Raw genomic sequence first — 14652 nt, forward strand, 5'->3', positions numbered from 1 at the left:
GCGCCCGGCGCCACGCCCACCAGCGGTCGCCGGGCAGCGGCGGGCCCGGGATAATCGGAGCCATGCGCGAAGACGACGATGTCGATCTGGTGATCGACGCGTGGGCCGACGCCCTGCCCGATCTCGACTTCGCGCCGCTGGACGTCGTCTCGCGGCTGAGGCGCCTCAGCCCGCGCGTGCAGGAGATCCGGCGGCAGTCGTTCGCGGCCAGCGACCTCGCACCGTGGGAGTTCGAGCTGCTCTCGATCCTGCGGCAGACCGGGGCGAGCGGGATGACCCCCTCCGTCCTCTCCCTCCGTCTCGGCATCTCGAGCGGCAATCTCGCCAGCCGCGTCGACCGCCTCGGCGCCCGCGGCCTCGTGCTGCGCGAGCAGAACGCGGCCGATTCGCGGAGCAAGATCGTCTCGCTCACTCCGCGCGGCACCAAGCGTGTCGACGAGGCGATGCGCCATCTCGTCGCCGCCGAGAGCGAGGTGCTCGCGAACCTCGACACCCGGCAGATGTCGGTGCTCATCGAGTGCCTGCGCATCATCAGCGACACCCTCGACCACCTCGACTGACCCGCGGAGCGTCGATACTCGAAGGATGCGCATCCTGGTGGTCGACGACGAGGTGCGCTTCGCCGACGGTGTCCGGCGTGGCCTCGAGGCCGAGGGGTTCTCGGTCGATCTCGCGCACGACGGAGTCGACGGCCTGTGGCGGGCGCGCGAGGTCGCCTAAGACGCGATCGTCGTCGACCTGATGATGCCCGGGCTCAGTGGCCTCGCGCTCTGCCGCACCCTGCGCGACGAGGGGGTCTGGACACCCGTCCTCATGCTGACGGCCAAGGACGGTGACGGTGACCAGATCGAGGGCCTGGACGCCGGCGCCGACGACTATGTCGTGAAGCCGCTGGAGCACTCGGTGCTGGTGGCGCGCCTCCGGGCCCTGGTGCGGCGGGGCCGCCCCGAGCGGCCCGTCGTGCACCGCGTCGGCGACCTCGTGATCGACCCCACGGTCCGCGAGGTCGCGCGCGGAGGCATCGCCGTGCGGCTGACCTCGCGCGAGTTCTCGGTCCTCGACTTCCTCGCCCGCAACCGCGATCGCATCGTGGCGAAGCGCGAGATCCTCGAGGGGGTCTGGGACGACCAGTTCGACGGGGACATGAACATCGTCGAGGTGTATGTCGCGCGGCTGCGCGCGAAGCTCGACCGGCCCTTCGGCACGGAGTCGATCACGACCCTCCGCGGGGCCGGCTACCGGCTCGTCGAGAGCGGCGATGCCTGAGCGCGGCCCGCGTGAGTGGAGCATCCGCGTCCGGCTCACCGCCCTCGTCGCCGGCGCGATCCTCGTCGTGCTCGTGGCCGGATCGCTCGCGTTCGTCGGCCTGCTCGAGCGCTCGCTCGTCGACGCGGAGGCGTTCACCGCCGGCCAGCAGGCATCGCAGATCGCGTCCGACACCGAGAACGCCGGCCGGCTCCCCCGGTACAACGCCGACGAGGTGGTGATCCAGCTGCAGCGCGCGGGCGCGGTGATCGCCGTCGCCGACGACGACTTCGTCTACGCCGTGCCGCTGCCCGTCTCCGACCAGTCGGTGATCACGTCGATCGGAGGCACGCGGTTCGTCGTCCGGTCCGCCGGCCTCCAGCTCGGTGCCGACCCGCGCGAGACCGTGGTCGTCGCGCGCACCCTGGCGGGAGCCGACGACGCCACGGCCTCGGCCGTCTCGCTGCTCGCGGTCGCCGTCCCGCTGGTGACCGTCGTCGTCGGCGCCCTGGTCTGGTTCGTGGTCGGCCGGTCGCTCCGGCCCGTGGAGCGCATCCGCACCGACGTCGAGGCGATCGAGACCGCCGATCTGGAGCGGCGCGTGCAGGAGCCGCGTGGACGCGACGAGATCGCCCGGCTCGCGCAGACGATGAACGGAATGCTCGAGCGCCTGCAGCGCTCGCAGATCGCCCAGCGCGCCTTCGTCTCGAACGCCTCGCACGAGCTGCGCTCGCCCGTCGCCGCGATCCGGCAGCACGCGCAGGTCGCGCTGAGGCACCCGGAGGCGGTGCCGCTGGCCGAGCTCGCCCACGTCGTCGACGACGAGGCCGAGCGGATGCAGGCGCTCGTCGCAGGCCTCCTGCTGCTCGCGCGGATCGACGAAGGCGGTCCCGCCCGCGAGGAGATCGACCTCGACGACCTCGTCCTGGTCGAGGCCCAGCGACTCCGCGCCCTGGGCGTCACGGTGCGGACGGAGGGCGTCGGCCCGGCTCGAGTGCTGGGAGACATGCCGCTGCTGCGCAGCGCCGTGCGGAACGCGGCCGACAATGCGCGCCGGCACGCCGCCTCCGTCGTCGCCTTCACGGTGCAGCAGCGCGCGGACGAGGCCGTCGTCCGCGTCGACGACGACGGCACCGGCGTGCCGGAGGCCGACCGGGAGCGCGTCTTCCACCGCTTCGAGCGGCGCGATGACGCCCGGGCGCGCGACACCGGCGGCTCGGGTCTCGGGCTCGCGATCGTGGCCGAGGCGGCGCGAGCGAGCGGAGGCTCGGCCCGGATCCTCGACGCACCGCTCGGCGGGGCGCGGCTCGAGATCCGGTTCCCGGTCGCGCACGACGTCAGCTGAGAACGGCGCTCGCGCACGATCGTGCGCGACAGGCACTCCTGGCTGATGTCGTGCGGGCCTCACCACCGTTCAGGCTGGCGAAAGGCCCCGCGCCGCAGGCTGTGGCGCGTGGAAATCCCTGTCTACCTCCGTGTCCTCTGGTACTACCGCCTCGCCGTCGTGGGGGCCGCGGTGTTCGCCGTCGTCGTCGCGCTCGTCGCGCACTTCGATCTGAAGGACGGCTCCCTGCAGTACCGCGGTGACCGCGAGTACAGCGCCGCCGTGACCGTGCTCCTCGGCGGAGGGCCCGCTTCGGCCTTCGCCGCGGCGACGCCGGTCGTCGAGAGGGAGCAGGGGGTGACCGCCGCCCAGACCGAGGACCTCAGCGCCACGGCCGCCGTCTACGCCTATCTCGTCAGCGGCGAGGGCGTGCGCAGCCAGGTCGCGGATCGCGAGGGTCCGCTCGGCGAGCGCGAGAGCATCGGAGCGGTCCGCCGCACCTCCCAGCCCAGCCGGACCGAGGAGAACCCGGGCCGCATGTCGCTGCCCGTCCTCACCATCATCGGCACGTCGCTCGACCCGGCCCGGGCGGTGGATCTCTCGCGCACCGCCGCCTCCGTGTTCCTCGACGAGGTCGCCCAGCAGCAGGACGCCGACGGCATCCCCGCCGACGCGCGGGTCACCCTCACCGTGACCGACGAGGGCGACGCCGTTCCGGGCCCGCTCGGCACCGTCGCCCTCCCGATCGGCGCGACCGGGGTCGCCGCGTTCGCCCTGGCGATCCTCGCGATCTTCGCGATGCACGGCCTGCGCCTGAAGCGGAGGGGCGCGGCCGCGACAGTGCCGCGGCCGGCCGACGCCGCCGGCGTCGAGGACTTCGCCGCTCTCGAGGACGAGGTCGCCGCGGCACTCGAGCACGCCCGATGACCCCTGCGACGCCCCCCTGCGCAACCGCGGACGCCGAAGACCGCGGACCCTCTGCGCGCCGGCCGGGTACTCCGCAGTACCTGGGAGGTCAACCCCGTACGCCCGGCCGCTCTCGCGACATAGCGTGAGTGAGCGCGGTCGAGGCGAGAGCCACCCGCGCACGATGCACGCGAGAGAGCACCATGACACAGATCCCCCTCATCCAACCCGCCCGATGGAGCAGGAACGGAGTCAGGATCGTCGTCGTCCCCGGAGCAGAGCTGCCCCGGTTCCGACTCGAGATCGACCCCTGCCTCGCCTCCGACCCGCGCCTCGTCCCCGGCGACCTCTTCTCGAGCGTCGAGGAGGCGGAGCGCGCCGCCGAGGCCGCCGCCGCCCGACTGATCCGCCCGCTCGCCGTCAGCTCCTGACGAGCCCGTCGAGGGGTCCGGTCGGCAGCGCGATCCATCCCTCGGCCTCCGCTGCCTCACGGAGGGGGTCGGGCACCGGCAGTGTCTCGCCCAGCGCGTGCGCCCGAGCGTTGAAGGCCGCGATGACGGCGTCGAAGGCGTCGTTCGAGCGTGCCATGAGGGAGACGGTCTCCTCGGAGGCGTCGAGCCAGGGAGCTGCGCGACGCAGCGCCTCCACCGCGAGTGCCACCGCCTCCGGACGCGTCTTGTAGCCGGTCGTGTCGATGCGCCAGTGCCGCAGCGCCGCCGCCGGGTACACCTCGACGAGCCGCCCGCCTCCCGACCGGTCGACCTCTTCCCCCGCCGCGGCGAAGGCGTCGAGCAGCTCGGCGCAGCGCATCGCGGTCATCCCGAGGCGGTCCGTCGAGACGCTGAGGGGCCAGCGTCCCGTCACCTCCCGGGCGACGCGGTCCGTCTCTCGGTACGCGAGCCGGCGGCGCCACTCGCGACCGGCGAGTGCGCGCGGAGCGACCTCGCGGCGGGTGTGCGCCGAGACGAACGCCGCGAACTCGAGCGGCCAGCCGAAGGCGCAGTCGACGCCGATCGTGGTCGCCTCGCGCGAGCGCGCGACGATCTCGTCGTCGCCCGCATCGAGCGAGAGGGAGACGACCCTCGCTCGGCCGCTCCGCCACTCGAGAGCGGCGAGCGCCGTGCGGGCCGGCTCGGCGGCGAGGTCGACCCCGATGGTCAGCATCGGATCGCAGTCGTCGTGGGCATCGGATCAGGCTAGCCCGCCGCTACGCTCGAGCGATGACGCCGCCCGCCACCGCCACCTCGCGCAGGGGCGTCGCCGCCCTCCGGATCGTCGTCGCCCTGACGGTGCTCGCCGCCGTCGTCGCGACCGCTGTCGACACCGCCTCGCGGACCCCGATCGTCCCGGTCAACTTCTTCGGCTTCTTCACCATCCAGGGCAACATCCTGCTGGCAGCGATCCTGCTGATCACAGCCGTGACCGGTCGGAGTCTCTCGCTCGCCCGGGGCGCAGCGACCAGCTACATCGTCGTCGTCGGCCTCGTCTACAACACCCTGCTCGTGGGTCTCGCCGGTGGAGTCGCGTTGCCGTGGGCGAACACGGTCATGCACCTCCTCTTCCCGATCTACGGGCTGCTCGACTGGATCCTGTTCGCCGACCGGCCGCCGCTGCCGTGGCGCCGCCTCTGGATCGTGATCGTGTATCCGATCGTCTGGCTGGTCGTCGTGCTCGTGCGCGGAGCGACGGACGGCTGGGTGCCGTACCCGTTCCTCGACCCCGCCGGCGGCTACGGCACCGTCGCGGTCTACGTCGTTCTCATCGCTGTCGCCTTCCTGCTCTCGGGCGCGCTGATCTGGGCGCTGAGCCGCGTGCGGCTCCTCCGAGCCCGAGGCCCGTTCTCCTGAGCCCCGTTCTGGGGCCAGAGGGGCAGGTCCGCTCAGGATCGCGCTCCCCTAACGTCGGCAGCGGCGGCCCCTACCGTCGACCACACGACCGAGAGCGGTTCCCCATGCGACTCCCCCTGCCCATTTCGCCGCGCCGCTCGGGGAGTCGCCGCCTGCGCGCCCTCGCGACCGGCGCCGTCCTCGCCCTCGCGGCGGCACTGATCCCCGCCGGAGCCGCCTCGGCCGCGACTCCGACGCTCTCGCTCCTCAGCCTCGGCGACTCGATCACCCAGGCCTACGGCACCTGCGGCCAGTTCGCCGACTGCCCGCGCAACAACTGGTCGACCGGCACCAACACGACGGTCGTGTCGTTCGCCTCGCGGCTGCGCACCGCGAACCCCGGCACCACGGTCACCACCGCCAACTTCGCGCAGACCGGCAGCCTCGTCGCCGGAGTCCCGGCCCGGATCGACGCCGCCGTCGCCGCCGGAGTCCGCCCCGATGTCGTCACCCTCCTCATCGGAGGCAACGACCTCTGCGCCGCGGGCAACCCCGTCGCCCCCGACGGCTACACGATGACCACCGCCGCGACCTTCAGCACCAACGCGAGCGCGGCGATCACCAAGATCCGCACCACCTGGCCGAGCGCCAAGATCGTGCTCTCGTCGATGCCGAACGTCGCCGCGGAGTGGGCGGTCGTCAAGGGCGGCATCGGCGCGCTCACCTGGTCCTCCGGCAAGCTCTGCCGCACCACCCGCGGGGTGAGCGCGACCGGCGCCCGACTCAGCACCGCGGCGGCGGCTGCATCGGCGACCGCCGCCAAGACCCGCACCACGCAGTACAACAGTGCGCTGCAGAACGCCTGCGCCGCAGCCGGTCCGCTCTGCGACTACGACGGAGGCGCGCTCACCGCGACCCCGGTCACCAAGGCCCTGATCGGCACGGTCGACTACTTCCACCCGAGCGTCGCCGGACAGGCCAAGATCGCCTCGGTGCAGTGGAGCGCGTCGAACTTCTCGAAGACCGGCTGAGCCCGGCGCCGGGTGGGTCAGGCGTCCTGGGGACGTTCTCCCTCCCGACGGCGCCGCTGCTCCTCCGCGAGCCGCGCGTAGTGCGCCTCCTCGCGCTCGAGGTCGGCGAGCTGCTCCTCGGTGCTCTTCGGGGCCGGCCGCATCACGATCGGGGGCGGCGTCGTCTTCGGGCGGCGCAGCCGCGTCTTCTGCCCACCGGGCACGAAGGAGGCGCCGTCACCCTTCTTCCAGTCGTGGCCGAGCACGAACCACAGCGTCACGCCGATCAGCGGGATGAAGAAGATCAGCAGGATCCAGACGATCTTGGGCAGGTTGCGGACCACGTTGTCCGGTTGACGCACGACATCGACGAGCGCCAGCACCGTCAGCACGATGATCAGCAGCGAGAACAGGAACCCCATGGGTTCGAGGGTACGACGCGAGCCGGCTGAGCGCTCTCGCAGTGCGCGAGGTGGTCGTGCACGGTGTGCGATCCGCGGGTGACGGTGCGATCAGCAGGCGATGCGGCGGCCTCGCGCGCGATCCCCCAGCAGGATCGGCCTCCGGACCCGCCCCGCCCGCAGACCGCACCCATGCAGCTCGTGACACGATCGACGGATGACCGAGCCGACCCCCGCCGCCGCGGCGGACGCCTCCGCCCCCGCTCGGCGCCTCACCCCGCGCCGCCTCGCCCTGATCTCGGGCGCCGTGCTCACCCTCGTCGGCCTGGCCCTCGTCGCCCTGATCCCCCTGCAGTACTGGAGCCTCGCGCAGCAGGGCTTCGACGCCGTCTGCTCCGCGAGCGTCGGCGGTGTCCCGCCCGGCGAGGGCACCCTCGTCGGAGGCTCGTGGTCGTGGTGGCCCCTCGGCGCCTCGTGCGAGTGGCAGTCCCTCGACGGCGCGACCCGCGTCGATCAGCCCGACTGGTCGAGCACCGCGGTCGCGATCACCGGAGCGGCGATCCTGCTCGTCGGAGTGGTCACCCTGCTCGTCGCCGCGTTCCGCCGGCGCCGCTGACCGCTCAGCGGTCGAAGAGGTTCCCGAGGTCGCCGAGGCCCGGCATCTCGAAGTTCGAGCCGAACTCCGACACCTGCTCACCGAGCCCCGACACCTGCTCGCCGGCCCCCGACACGAACTCGCCCGCCCCGCCGGTGATGTCGCCGAACTCGCCGAGGTCGCCGAAGCTCCCGGCCATCCCCTCGAGGTCGACGCCCTGCAGGAGCGGACCGGCGACGCTGCTGAGCACCGCGCCGCCCGCGACCGCTGCGAGCAGTCCGCCCGCCGCGCCCAGCCCCACTCCGGCGACCGCGCCGACTCCGGCGCCCGCAAGAGCCCCGCGGGTGCCCGGCTTCGAGAACATCTTCTTCAGGAACCCCGGGTGCTGAGCCTCGCCCCGCGTCGCCGCGCGCGCGAGGTCGTCGGGATTCGACGACCTCGGCTGCTCGTTCGCGGGCAGCTCCTCGCGCAGGCGCGCCTCGACCTGCGAGCGCTGCGCCGGCGTCAGCTTCGCGAACGCGTCGCGGTGCACCTGCTCGAGCTGCTCGGGGTCGGCGGTGCGGAGGAGGTAGTCGTAGCGCGCGATCGCGGCGCGATCCTCCTGCGTCACGGCGGGCTGCCCCGGTCGTGCGTCCTGCGGGCGCACGGGAGTCCGCGGCGTGCCGTACGAGGGTGCGGGCTGCGCCTGCCGCGAGTCGCCCGTCACCTTGTCGGCGGCGGTGCGCACCATGTCGCGCCAGTCGGTGGTGCCGCCGGTGCTCGACGACCCCTTCGAGTCGAGTGCCTTCGACGCCATGCCGAGGACGCGCTTGAACATGCTCACAGAGAACCTTCCGTCGGGTATCAGCCTCGATCATGTCGACGGAGCCTGTGGAGAACCCGTCCGAGACCCGTCCGGACCCTTGGAACCGTCCCACCGCGCGACGCCGACTCCTCGTCCACAATCTCTCGATGCGTCACGAACTGCGCCCCGGCGCGAGCGAAGGGAGCCGTTCGCGACCGATCGACGCAGCGATCAGCCGAGCACGACGCGCACGACCGACCTCCGGCTCGCAGAATCACGTTCGGCCCGCTGGATCTCTCGGATTCCGCGAGCCGAACGCCGTTCTGCGAGCCGCAGAGACGCCGGAACCAGCCCTTCCCCGGCCGATCGGTCGGATCCCGCGGCCGTCCGGTCGGGCACACCGGGCGCCCATCCGCCAGGCTCGACCCATGCCCTCGACCGCGTCCGTCCCCGTCGTCCGCCCCGAGCCGACGACGAGGCGCTTCCCCTACGTCCGGCTCGTCACCCTGATGCTCCTGAGCTTCCTGCTCGTGACCGCCGAGTTCCTGCCCAACGGAGTCCTCACTGAGATGGCGGCCGGCCTCGACGTCCCCCCCGGTCAGGCGGGCCAGACCGTCACCGTCACCGCGCTCGTCGGCCTCCTCGTCGCGCCGACGGTCGGCCTGATGTTCCCCCGGCTCGACCGCCGCACCCTCTTCATCTGGACGGCCCTCGCCGCCGGCGCCTCGAGCGTCTTCGCCGGCCTCGCGCCGACCCTCCCCCTGGTGCTGCTCTCGCGCCTCCTGCTGGGAGCCGCGATCAGCGCCTTCTGGTCGATGTCGATCACCGTCGCCGCCCGCGTCGCCGGCCCGGACCGCGTGGGCCGCGCGACGATGTTCACCAGCGCAGGCCTCTCGCTCGCGACCGTCGCCGGAGTCCCCCTCGGCGTGATCCTCAGCGAGCTCGTGGACTGGCGCGCCGCCTTCGTCCTGATCGGCGTCCTCACCGCGCTGCTCGCCGTCCCGCTGCGTCTGCTCCTGCCCCGCGTCCCCGCCGCCCCGGCCGCCGGGCTCGGCGTCCTCCTCGACACCGTCCGCCGCCGCGGCGTGCGCCAGGGCTTCGCGGGCCACATCCTCGTCGTCCTCGGCCACTTCCTCGCCTACACCTACATCCGCCTCGCCCTCGAGCGCGCCGAGGGCATCGAGCCCGCGACCGTCGTCGCCCTGCTGGCGGTCTTCGGCGCGGGCGGTCTCATCGGCAACATCGTCATCGGCTCGGTGATCGACCGCACCTTCGCCGTCTTCGGCGTCGTCGCGCCCGTCGCCATCGCCGTCGCCGTCGGAGGCGTCCTGCTGCTCCCCGGTTCCGTCGCCGCCATCGCCGTGGCCGTGTTCGTCTGGGGCTTCTTCTTCGCCTCCTGGCTGATCATCGTCAACGCCTGGGTCGGGCACCGGATGACCGACCGTCTCGAGGCCGGGGGCAGCCTCGTCGTCGTCGGCTTCCAGGCCGCGATCGTCGTCGCGGCCGGAGCCGGCGGGGTCCTCGTGGATGCGGTCGGAGTCGAGGCCGACTACCTGATCGGTGTGGTCCTGCTCCTCGTCGGCGCGGCCCTCTTCGGCTCGTCGAACCGCAGGCGCACGGCCTGACCGCTCACGCCGCGGGTCGCGCCGCTCGCCACTGCGACGGCACGACGCCGGCGTGGCGCCGGAATGCCCGGCTGAACCCGTCGTCGGAGGAGTAGCCGAGCGCCCTCGACGCCTCCGACACGGTCCCTCCCGCCTCCAGCAGCTCCTTCGCCCTCCGCATCCGCACCTCGGTGACATAGCCCGCGGGGCTCCGCCCGAACGCCGCCCGGAACCGCTCCGTCAGCACCGTGCGCGACATGGCGCCGACGCTCGCGAGCTGGTCGACCGTCCACTCGCGGCCGGGCTCGCTGTTCACGGCCGCCGCCACCCGGTCGAGGTAGCGGTCGCCCGTCACCGGAGGCGCTGCGCTCGCGTCCCCGAACGCCCACGCCCGCACCACCGAGAGCAGCACGGTCCGCACCATCAGCCGGCAGATCACGGGGTCGCCCGATCGCGCCGAGCCGTCATATGCCGGTCCGAGCTGCGCCGCCAGCGCCGCGGCGGCGGGCTCGAGCCGCGCGAAGCCGGTCGCGAACACCAGACTCGGCAGCGACCGAGGGCACGCTCCGGTATCGAGCTGCACCTCGACGATCGTCAGCCGAGCGCCCGAGACCGACGCGAGCGTCGCCGCCCGCCGCCCGAAGGTCACCAGCGCGTCCCCCGCGAGCAGGGTCCGGGGCACGGAGGCGGCCACAGCGTCCCCCGCGCACACGTCGAGCGCGCAGGCGGTCGCCTCCGGAGCGAGCGCCGTGACCTCGCCCTCGGCGACGTACACGAGCACGACGGCGCCGGCCGCGAGCACGGTCCGCTCTCCGGAGGCGAGGGTCGCGCGCCGAGTCGCCCCGAGCGTCACCTCGAGCGAAGCCAGGACATCCTCGAGCACCGCGGGTTCGATCGTCATTCTCGAGGCAACGCGCGCTGCTCCCCCGCCATTCCGGAGGCACGGCCCCGGGACGCACCCCGTCCGAGGGAGCAGCACTACCCTGGCCCGATGAGGCATGCCGGCATCCCGACGGTCGTGGGCGACCTGCTCCTGGTGGCCGACGGCGACACCCTGGCGGGGCTCTACTTCGACGGTCACCGCTATCCGCCCGCTGCGGGATCGATCGGCGAGGAGGACCCCTCGGCCGCGATCTTCGGCGACGCGGCGCAGCAGCTCGATGAGTACTTCGCGGGCGATCGCCGCTCCTTCGATCTACCCCTGGCACTGCAGGGCGACGCCTTCTCGCAGTCGGTCTGGGCGACGCTGCTGGCGGTCCCCTACGGCGGGACGACGACGTACGGAGCGATCGCCCGCGATCTCGGCAACCCTCACCTGGCCCAGCGCGTCGGCCAGGCCGTCGGCCACAACCCGGTCTCGATCATCGTCCCCTGCCACCGCGTCCTCGGCGCCGACGGCGCCCTCACCGGCTTCGCAGGCGGCCTCGCCCGCAAGCGCCACCTGCTCGACCTCGAGGAGCCGGAGGAGGTCAGGGCCACCCGCCTGTTCTGAGCGGCCACTGGTCGGCACGACCCGCCCCGAACCCGCTAGGCTCTTTAATCAGCTAGCTGACTAATCGAGGAGCGACATGACCGCCACAGCATCCCCCACCCGCGCCGACCGCATCCGGCAGTCCGTCGTCGCCGTCAGCGCCGTGCTCGCGATCGTCGGCTCGTTCATCGGCTCGGGTGCCGCCGGCGGCACGCAGATCCAGAACGCTGCCGGAGGAGCGCTGTCCGCCTCCTCGACGCCCATCGCCCCCGACGGTCCCGCCTTCGCGATCTGGAGCGTCATCTACCTCGGCCTCATCGCCTACGCGATCTGGCAGTTCCTCCCCTCGCAGGCCACCCGCGACCGTCACCGCCGCCTCGGCTACTGGGCGGCCGCGAGCCTGCTCCTGAACGCCGCGTGGATCCTCGTCGTGCAGGCCGGCCTCCTCGCCCTCAGCGTCGTGGTGATCACCCTCCTGCTCGCCGTCCTCGCCCGCATCTTCGTGCTCCTCCGCGCCACCCGCACCAGCGGAGTCGTCGACGCGATCATCACGGACGGCACCTTCGGCCTCTATCTCGGCTGGGTCTGCGTCGCCACCGCGGCCAATGTCACCGCCGGCCTCGTCGCCGCCGGCCTCGGCACCGCCGACGGCCCCGGCGCCTCCGTCTGGGCGGCCGTCGTCCTGGCCGTCGCCGCGCTGGTCGGCCTGCTCCTCGCCGTCACCGGCCGCGGCCGCCTCGCCCCCATGCTCTCCCTCTGCTGGGGCCTCGCCTGGGTGGCGGTCGGCCGCTTCACCGGCGAGCTCATCTCGGTCCCCGCCGGTATCGCCGCGCTCATCGCCGCAGCCGTCGTGCTCGTGGCGACCCTCCTCCTCCGCGTCACCGCGGCTCGCCGCTCGGATCGCTCCCGCGTCGCCTGACCTCCCGCACGTCTCCAGCGTCGCCTGACACGCCTCCCGCAGAGGACGCGGGAGGCGAGACGCGAGGAGAGCGATCAGAGCGGAGAAAGGGAAGGCGCGCGCAAGACCTCTGACGGTTAGCGTGAGCACATGCGCACACCCGCCACCCTCGCGCTCAGCGCGCTCGTCGCCTCCTCGCTCCTCCTCGCCCCGGCCGCCGCGGCAGCCCCCTCCGCCGGCGCAGGACCCGTCGACGGCGGCACCAGTGCCGGCGACCCGTACTTCCCCGGCCTCGGCAGCACGGGCTTCGACGCCCTCTCCTACAGCCTCTTCCTGAGATACGACCCGGCCTCGCGCGCCCTCGGCGGCCGGGCGGTCGTGACGCTCGCCCCGACGCAGGACCTCCGCTCGTTCTCCTTCGACCTCACCGGCCTGACGGTCTCGAAGGTCACGGTCAATGCGCGCGCAGCCGTGGCGACGCAGTCCGGTGACGAACTGACCATCACCCCCGCTCGCGCGCTGAAGAAGGGGGTGCCCGCGCTCGTGAGCATCGAGTACGCCGGCACGACCGGCAACCCGGTGGACGACACCGGCGCCCCCTTCGGCTGGTGGTCGACCAGCGATGGCGCTCTCGTCGCCAGCGAGCCGAACGGCGCCTCCACCTGGTACCCCGTCAACGACTCCCCCGCCGACAAGGCGCTGTACTCCTTCAGCATCACCGTTCCGCAGGGCAAGACAGTGGTCGCGAACGGCGTCCCGATCGGCTCCCCGACCACCTCGAAGGGCTGGACGACGTCGCATTGGGTCGAGACCAGCCCGATGGCGAGCTACCTCGCCATGGTCAACATCGGCGACTACGACCTGGTCACCTCGAAGAAGGGCGGAGTCACGACGATCGACGCGATCGACCGGGACATCACCGGAGACACCAGGGTCCAGACCGAGGCCGCCCTGGCGAAGCAGGGCGAGATCATCGACTTCTTCTCGGCGACCTTCGGGCGCTACCCGTTCCGCTCCGGCGGCGCCGTGGTCGACGACGAGGAGATCGGATACGCGCTCGAGACGCAGGGCCGCTCCTTCTACTCCGGCGGAGCCGACGAGACGACCGTCGCTCACGAGATCGCGCACCAGTGGTACGGGGACAGCGTCACGCCGGGCGTCTGGTCGGACATCTGGCTGAACGAGGGCTTCGCGACCTACGCGGAGTGGCTCTGGGAGGAGCACGCCGGCCGATCGAGCGTCGCCGAGTCCGCCGGGGAGATCGCCGCGATCCCCGCCGACGACGAGTTCTGGTCGACGAAGGTCGCGGATCCGGGCGCGACCGGCCTGTTCGACGGCCCCGTCTACGCCCGAGGTGGGCTCTTCCTCGTCGAGCTCCGCGACGAGATCGGTGCGGAGACGTTCGACACGCTGCTCACGCGGTGGGCCTCCGAGAACCGCTACTCCACGGTGAGCACCGCCGACCTCGAGGACCTCGCCGAGGACCTTTCGGGACGCGACCTGTCGGCGTTCTTCCAGACCTGGCTCTACACCCCCGAGAAGCCCGCGGGGCTCTGACACGGCTCGGCTCGCTCATCGTGCGCCTAGGCGTCTCTGTCCGCGATCCCGGGGTACTCGGCGACGAGCCCTGAGCCGTCGTACCTGAGATCGCACGCGAATCCGAAAGTCGACGACTCGTAGTGGAACAGGATCTGCTCCGGGCCGGCCTCGATCAAGGTGTAGCGCTGTTCGAGACGCTCCACGCGGAGGTCATCAGCGCGGACGAAGGCTGCCGGCACGTCGACACCGACTCCCTCGACGAAGTCGAGACGGTGGAGGGGGAGCGTGTTCGTCACCGCGGACGACTCGAAATCGACATCCAGGCATCCGTCGAGCTCGGGTCGCAGCTCACCGTTCGCGGTCCACCGTCCCGTGGAGTCGCGCGTCAGCGTCAGTTCGGCTCTCCCTGCGTCCGACAGATTCGCCGCCTTGACCGCGACTGTTGTCCACGAACGATCCGCCGTCACGTCGTAGCCGACCGACCAGAGCGCGGAGGACTCGTGTGCGGTCGTGTGACCGACCACACGATGCCCGTCGCTCAGGACCTCGAAGAAAGCGACCTCGAAACCGGCTCGTGCTCCCCTGTGGTTCCAGCTCGCCCCATCGGGCAGTGCCGTCAGTCTCATGGACGGAACCTACCGCCACCTCGCCGAGGATCAGGGATCCCGAGCCACGGCGGAAGGCGCCGGGAGGACACCGCCGCGAAGCGCCGCCCTTCACGCCCCGCGGCGCAACTCGGTCGCCGAAGCGATGCGGTGCGCAGGCGTCAGCTGTGAGAGCAATCAGATCAGCGCTCAGGCAGCAGCACGATCCGGGTGGACCAGAAGGCGAGGCTCCGGGCGCGGGCCCGAGAATCGGATCCAGACCTGGAGCCGCGCTTAAAGGGGGGTGTCCCGATCCGCGGCCGATCAGGGCGGAGTAGGTCACACTGAGCGCGTCGACCGTTGCGCACCCCACTCCGGTCGACCGGGTCGCGCCGATGGTGTGCGGCACGGAGACGGGCCCGCCTCGCCGACCGGCGGCCGTCGCGCTTCCGATCCCTCGCCGGA

At 72.5% G+C, this 14652-nt stretch carries 16 protein-coding genes and 1 pseudogene; 12 read left to right on the forward strand and 5 right to left on the reverse strand.

Features of this window, described 5'->3' with window-relative positions; translation table 11 throughout:
* The first annotated feature begins 62 nt into the window (after positions 1-62).
* The 5 genes and pseudogenes from ASG06_RS00120 to ASG06_RS00140 all read left to right on the forward strand — a co-directional run bounded on the left by ASG06_RS00120 (position 63) and on the right by ASG06_RS00140 (position 3906).
* Positions 63-560, forward strand: coding sequence for a MarR family winged helix-turn-helix transcriptional regulator (locus ASG06_RS00120; protein WP_056036830.1), 498 nt, complete (start codon positions 63-65; stop codon positions 558-560).
* Between the two features lie 25 nt (positions 561-585).
* Positions 586-1266 (forward strand): annotated as a pseudogene (locus tag ASG06_RS00125) (response regulator transcription factor).
* Positions 1259-2590, forward strand: a complete 1332-nt coding sequence (locus ASG06_RS00130) for a sensor histidine kinase (RefSeq protein WP_056036833.1) — start codon at positions 1259-1261, stop codon at positions 2588-2590. Before ASG06_RS00125 ends, ASG06_RS00130 begins: the two are co-directional and overlap by 8 nt.
* A gap of 108 nt (positions 2591-2698) precedes the next feature.
* Positions 2699-3496: a hypothetical protein gene (locus ASG06_RS00135; RefSeq protein ID WP_056036835.1), complete on the forward strand. Its 798-nt coding sequence runs from the start codon at positions 2699-2701 to the stop codon at positions 3494-3496.
* A gap of 182 nt (positions 3497-3678) precedes the next feature.
* Positions 3679-3906: a hypothetical protein gene (locus ASG06_RS00140; protein WP_056036839.1), complete on the forward strand. Its 228-nt coding sequence runs from the start codon at positions 3679-3681 to the stop codon at positions 3904-3906.
* On the opposite strand, the gene ASG06_RS00145 is transcribed toward ASG06_RS00140, so the two are convergent.
* Entirely contained in the window at positions 3896-4639 is a 744-nt protein-coding gene (locus ASG06_RS00145) for a DUF429 domain-containing protein (RefSeq protein ID WP_056036842.1), read from the reverse strand. The genes ASG06_RS00140 and ASG06_RS00145 overlap by 11 nt on opposite strands.
* A 56-nt stretch (positions 4640-4695) precedes the next feature.
* Between ASG06_RS00145 and ASG06_RS00150 the strand changes: the two genes are divergently transcribed.
* Together ASG06_RS00150 and ASG06_RS00155 are read left to right on the forward strand one after the other, a co-directional pair.
* Positions 4696-5322, forward strand: a complete 627-nt coding sequence (locus tag ASG06_RS00150; protein ID WP_056036848.1) for a Pr6Pr family membrane protein — start codon at positions 4696-4698, stop codon at positions 5320-5322.
* 104 nt (positions 5323-5426) lie between these two features.
* A complete protein-coding gene (locus ASG06_RS00155) occupies positions 5427-6332 on the forward strand; it encodes an SGNH/GDSL hydrolase family protein (RefSeq protein WP_056036850.1) in 906 nt (301 codons plus the stop codon).
* A 17-nt stretch (positions 6333-6349) separates the two neighbouring features.
* On the opposite strand, the gene ASG06_RS00160 is transcribed toward ASG06_RS00155, so the two are convergent.
* Positions 6350-6733: a PLD nuclease N-terminal domain-containing protein gene (locus ASG06_RS00160; protein WP_056036856.1), complete on the reverse strand. Its 384-nt coding sequence runs from the start codon at positions 6731-6733 to the stop codon at positions 6350-6352.
* Between the two features lie 196 nt (positions 6734-6929).
* Here ASG06_RS00160 and ASG06_RS00165 point away from each other — a divergent pair, with 196 nt between their 5' ends.
* Positions 6930-7328 carry a hypothetical protein gene (locus ASG06_RS00165; protein WP_056036859.1) on the forward strand — a complete coding sequence of 133 codons (399 nt, stop codon included), beginning with the start codon at positions 6930-6932 and terminating at the stop codon, positions 7326-7328.
* A gap of 4 nt (positions 7329-7332) precedes the next feature.
* On the opposite strand, the gene ASG06_RS00170 is transcribed toward ASG06_RS00165, so the two are convergent.
* Entirely contained in the window at positions 7333-8124 is a 792-nt protein-coding gene (locus ASG06_RS00170) for a hypothetical protein (RefSeq protein ID WP_056036862.1), read from the reverse strand.
* Between the two features lie 395 nt (positions 8125-8519).
* Between ASG06_RS00170 and ASG06_RS00175 the strand changes: the two genes are divergently transcribed.
* Positions 8520-9716 (forward strand): MFS transporter, encoded by a 1197-nt coding sequence (locus tag ASG06_RS00175; protein WP_056036866.1) that lies wholly within the window; start codon positions 8520-8522, stop codon positions 9714-9716.
* Positions 9717-9720: 4 nt separating this feature from the next.
* Here ASG06_RS00175 and ASG06_RS00180 read toward each other — a convergent pair whose 3' ends face one another.
* Positions 9721-10596, reverse strand: a complete 876-nt coding sequence (locus ASG06_RS00180) for a helix-turn-helix transcriptional regulator (protein WP_056036869.1) — start codon at positions 10594-10596, stop codon at positions 9721-9723.
* A 90-nt stretch (positions 10597-10686) separates the two neighbouring features.
* Here ASG06_RS00180 and ASG06_RS00185 point away from each other — a divergent pair, with 90 nt between their 5' ends.
* The 3 genes from ASG06_RS00185 to ASG06_RS00195 all read left to right on the forward strand — a co-directional run bounded on the left by ASG06_RS00185 (position 10687) and on the right by ASG06_RS00195 (position 13621).
* Entirely contained in the window at positions 10687-11187 is a 501-nt protein-coding gene (locus tag ASG06_RS00185) for a methylated-DNA--[protein]-cysteine S-methyltransferase (protein WP_056036873.1), read from the forward strand.
* 76 nt (positions 11188-11263) lie between these two features.
* Positions 11264-12085: a tryptophan-rich sensory protein gene (locus ASG06_RS00190; protein ID WP_056036876.1), complete on the forward strand. Its 822-nt coding sequence runs from the start codon at positions 11264-11266 to the stop codon at positions 12083-12085.
* 129 nt (positions 12086-12214) lie between these two features.
* Positions 12215-13621, forward strand: coding sequence for a M1 family metallopeptidase (locus ASG06_RS00195; RefSeq protein WP_056036880.1), 1407 nt, complete (start codon positions 12215-12217; stop codon positions 13619-13621).
* Positions 13622-13647: 26 nt separating this feature from the next.
* Here the strand turns inward: ASG06_RS00195 and ASG06_RS00200 are convergent, their stop codons facing one another.
* The gene (locus ASG06_RS00200; protein ID WP_082498831.1) at positions 13648-14229 is read right to left on the reverse strand and encodes a putative glycolipid-binding domain-containing protein; all 582 of its coding nucleotides are present in this window, start codon (positions 14227-14229) and stop codon (positions 13648-13650) included.
* Between the last annotated feature and the right edge of the window lie 423 nt (positions 14230-14652).

Source organism: Rathayibacter sp. Leaf185 (assembly GCF_001423885.1).
GTDB lineage: Bacteria > Actinomycetota > Actinomycetes > Actinomycetales > Microbacteriaceae > Rathayibacter.

What these genes read in the sequence shown, in the direction of transcription:
- ASG06_RS00140 (WP_056036839.1), top strand. Translation starts at nt 3,679, where the DNA reads ATGACACAGATCCCCCTCATCCAACCCGCCCGATGGAGCAGGAACGGA.
- ASG06_RS00150 (WP_056036848.1), top strand. Translation starts at nt 4,696, where the DNA reads ATGACGCCGCCCGCCACCGCCACCTCGCGCAGGGGCGTCGCCGCCCTC.
- ASG06_RS00155 (WP_056036850.1), top strand. Translation starts at nt 5,427, where the DNA reads ATGCGACTCCCCCTGCCCATTTCGCCGCGCCGCTCGGGGAGTCGCCGC.
- ASG06_RS00185 (WP_056036873.1), top strand. Translation starts at nt 10,687, where the DNA reads ATGAGGCATGCCGGCATCCCGACGGTCGTGGGCGACCTGCTCCTGGTG.
- ASG06_RS00130 (WP_056036833.1), top strand. Translation starts at nt 1,259, where the DNA reads ATGCCTGAGCGCGGCCCGCGTGAGTGGAGCATCCGCGTCCGGCTCACC.
- ASG06_RS00160 (WP_056036856.1), bottom strand. Translation starts at nt 6,733, where the DNA reads ATGGGGTTCCTGTTCTCGCTGCTGATCATCGTGCTGACGGTGCTGGCG.
- ASG06_RS00120 (WP_056036830.1), top strand. Translation starts at nt 63, where the DNA reads ATGCGCGAAGACGACGATGTCGATCTGGTGATCGACGCGTGGGCCGAC.
- ASG06_RS00170 (WP_056036862.1), bottom strand. Translation starts at nt 8,124, where the DNA reads ATGTTCAAGCGCGTCCTCGGCATGGCGTCGAAGGCACTCGACTCGAAG.
- ASG06_RS00180 (WP_056036869.1), bottom strand. Translation starts at nt 10,596, where the DNA reads ATGACGATCGAACCCGCGGTGCTCGAGGATGTCCTGGCTTCGCTCGAG.
- ASG06_RS00175 (WP_056036866.1), top strand. Translation starts at nt 8,520, where the DNA reads ATGCCCTCGACCGCGTCCGTCCCCGTCGTCCGCCCCGAGCCGACGACG.
- ASG06_RS00195 (WP_056036880.1), top strand. Translation starts at nt 12,215, where the DNA reads ATGCGCACACCCGCCACCCTCGCGCTCAGCGCGCTCGTCGCCTCCTCG.
- ASG06_RS00190 (WP_056036876.1), top strand. Translation starts at nt 11,264, where the DNA reads ATGACCGCCACAGCATCCCCCACCCGCGCCGACCGCATCCGGCAGTCC.
- ASG06_RS00200 (WP_082498831.1), bottom strand. Translation starts at nt 14,229, where the DNA reads ATGAGACTGACGGCACTGCCCGATGGGGCGAGCTGGAACCACAGGGGA.
- ASG06_RS00145 (WP_056036842.1), bottom strand. Translation starts at nt 4,639, where the DNA reads ATGCTGACCATCGGGGTCGACCTCGCCGCCGAGCCGGCCCGCACGGCG.
- ASG06_RS00165 (WP_056036859.1), top strand. Translation starts at nt 6,930, where the DNA reads ATGACCGAGCCGACCCCCGCCGCCGCGGCGGACGCCTCCGCCCCCGCT.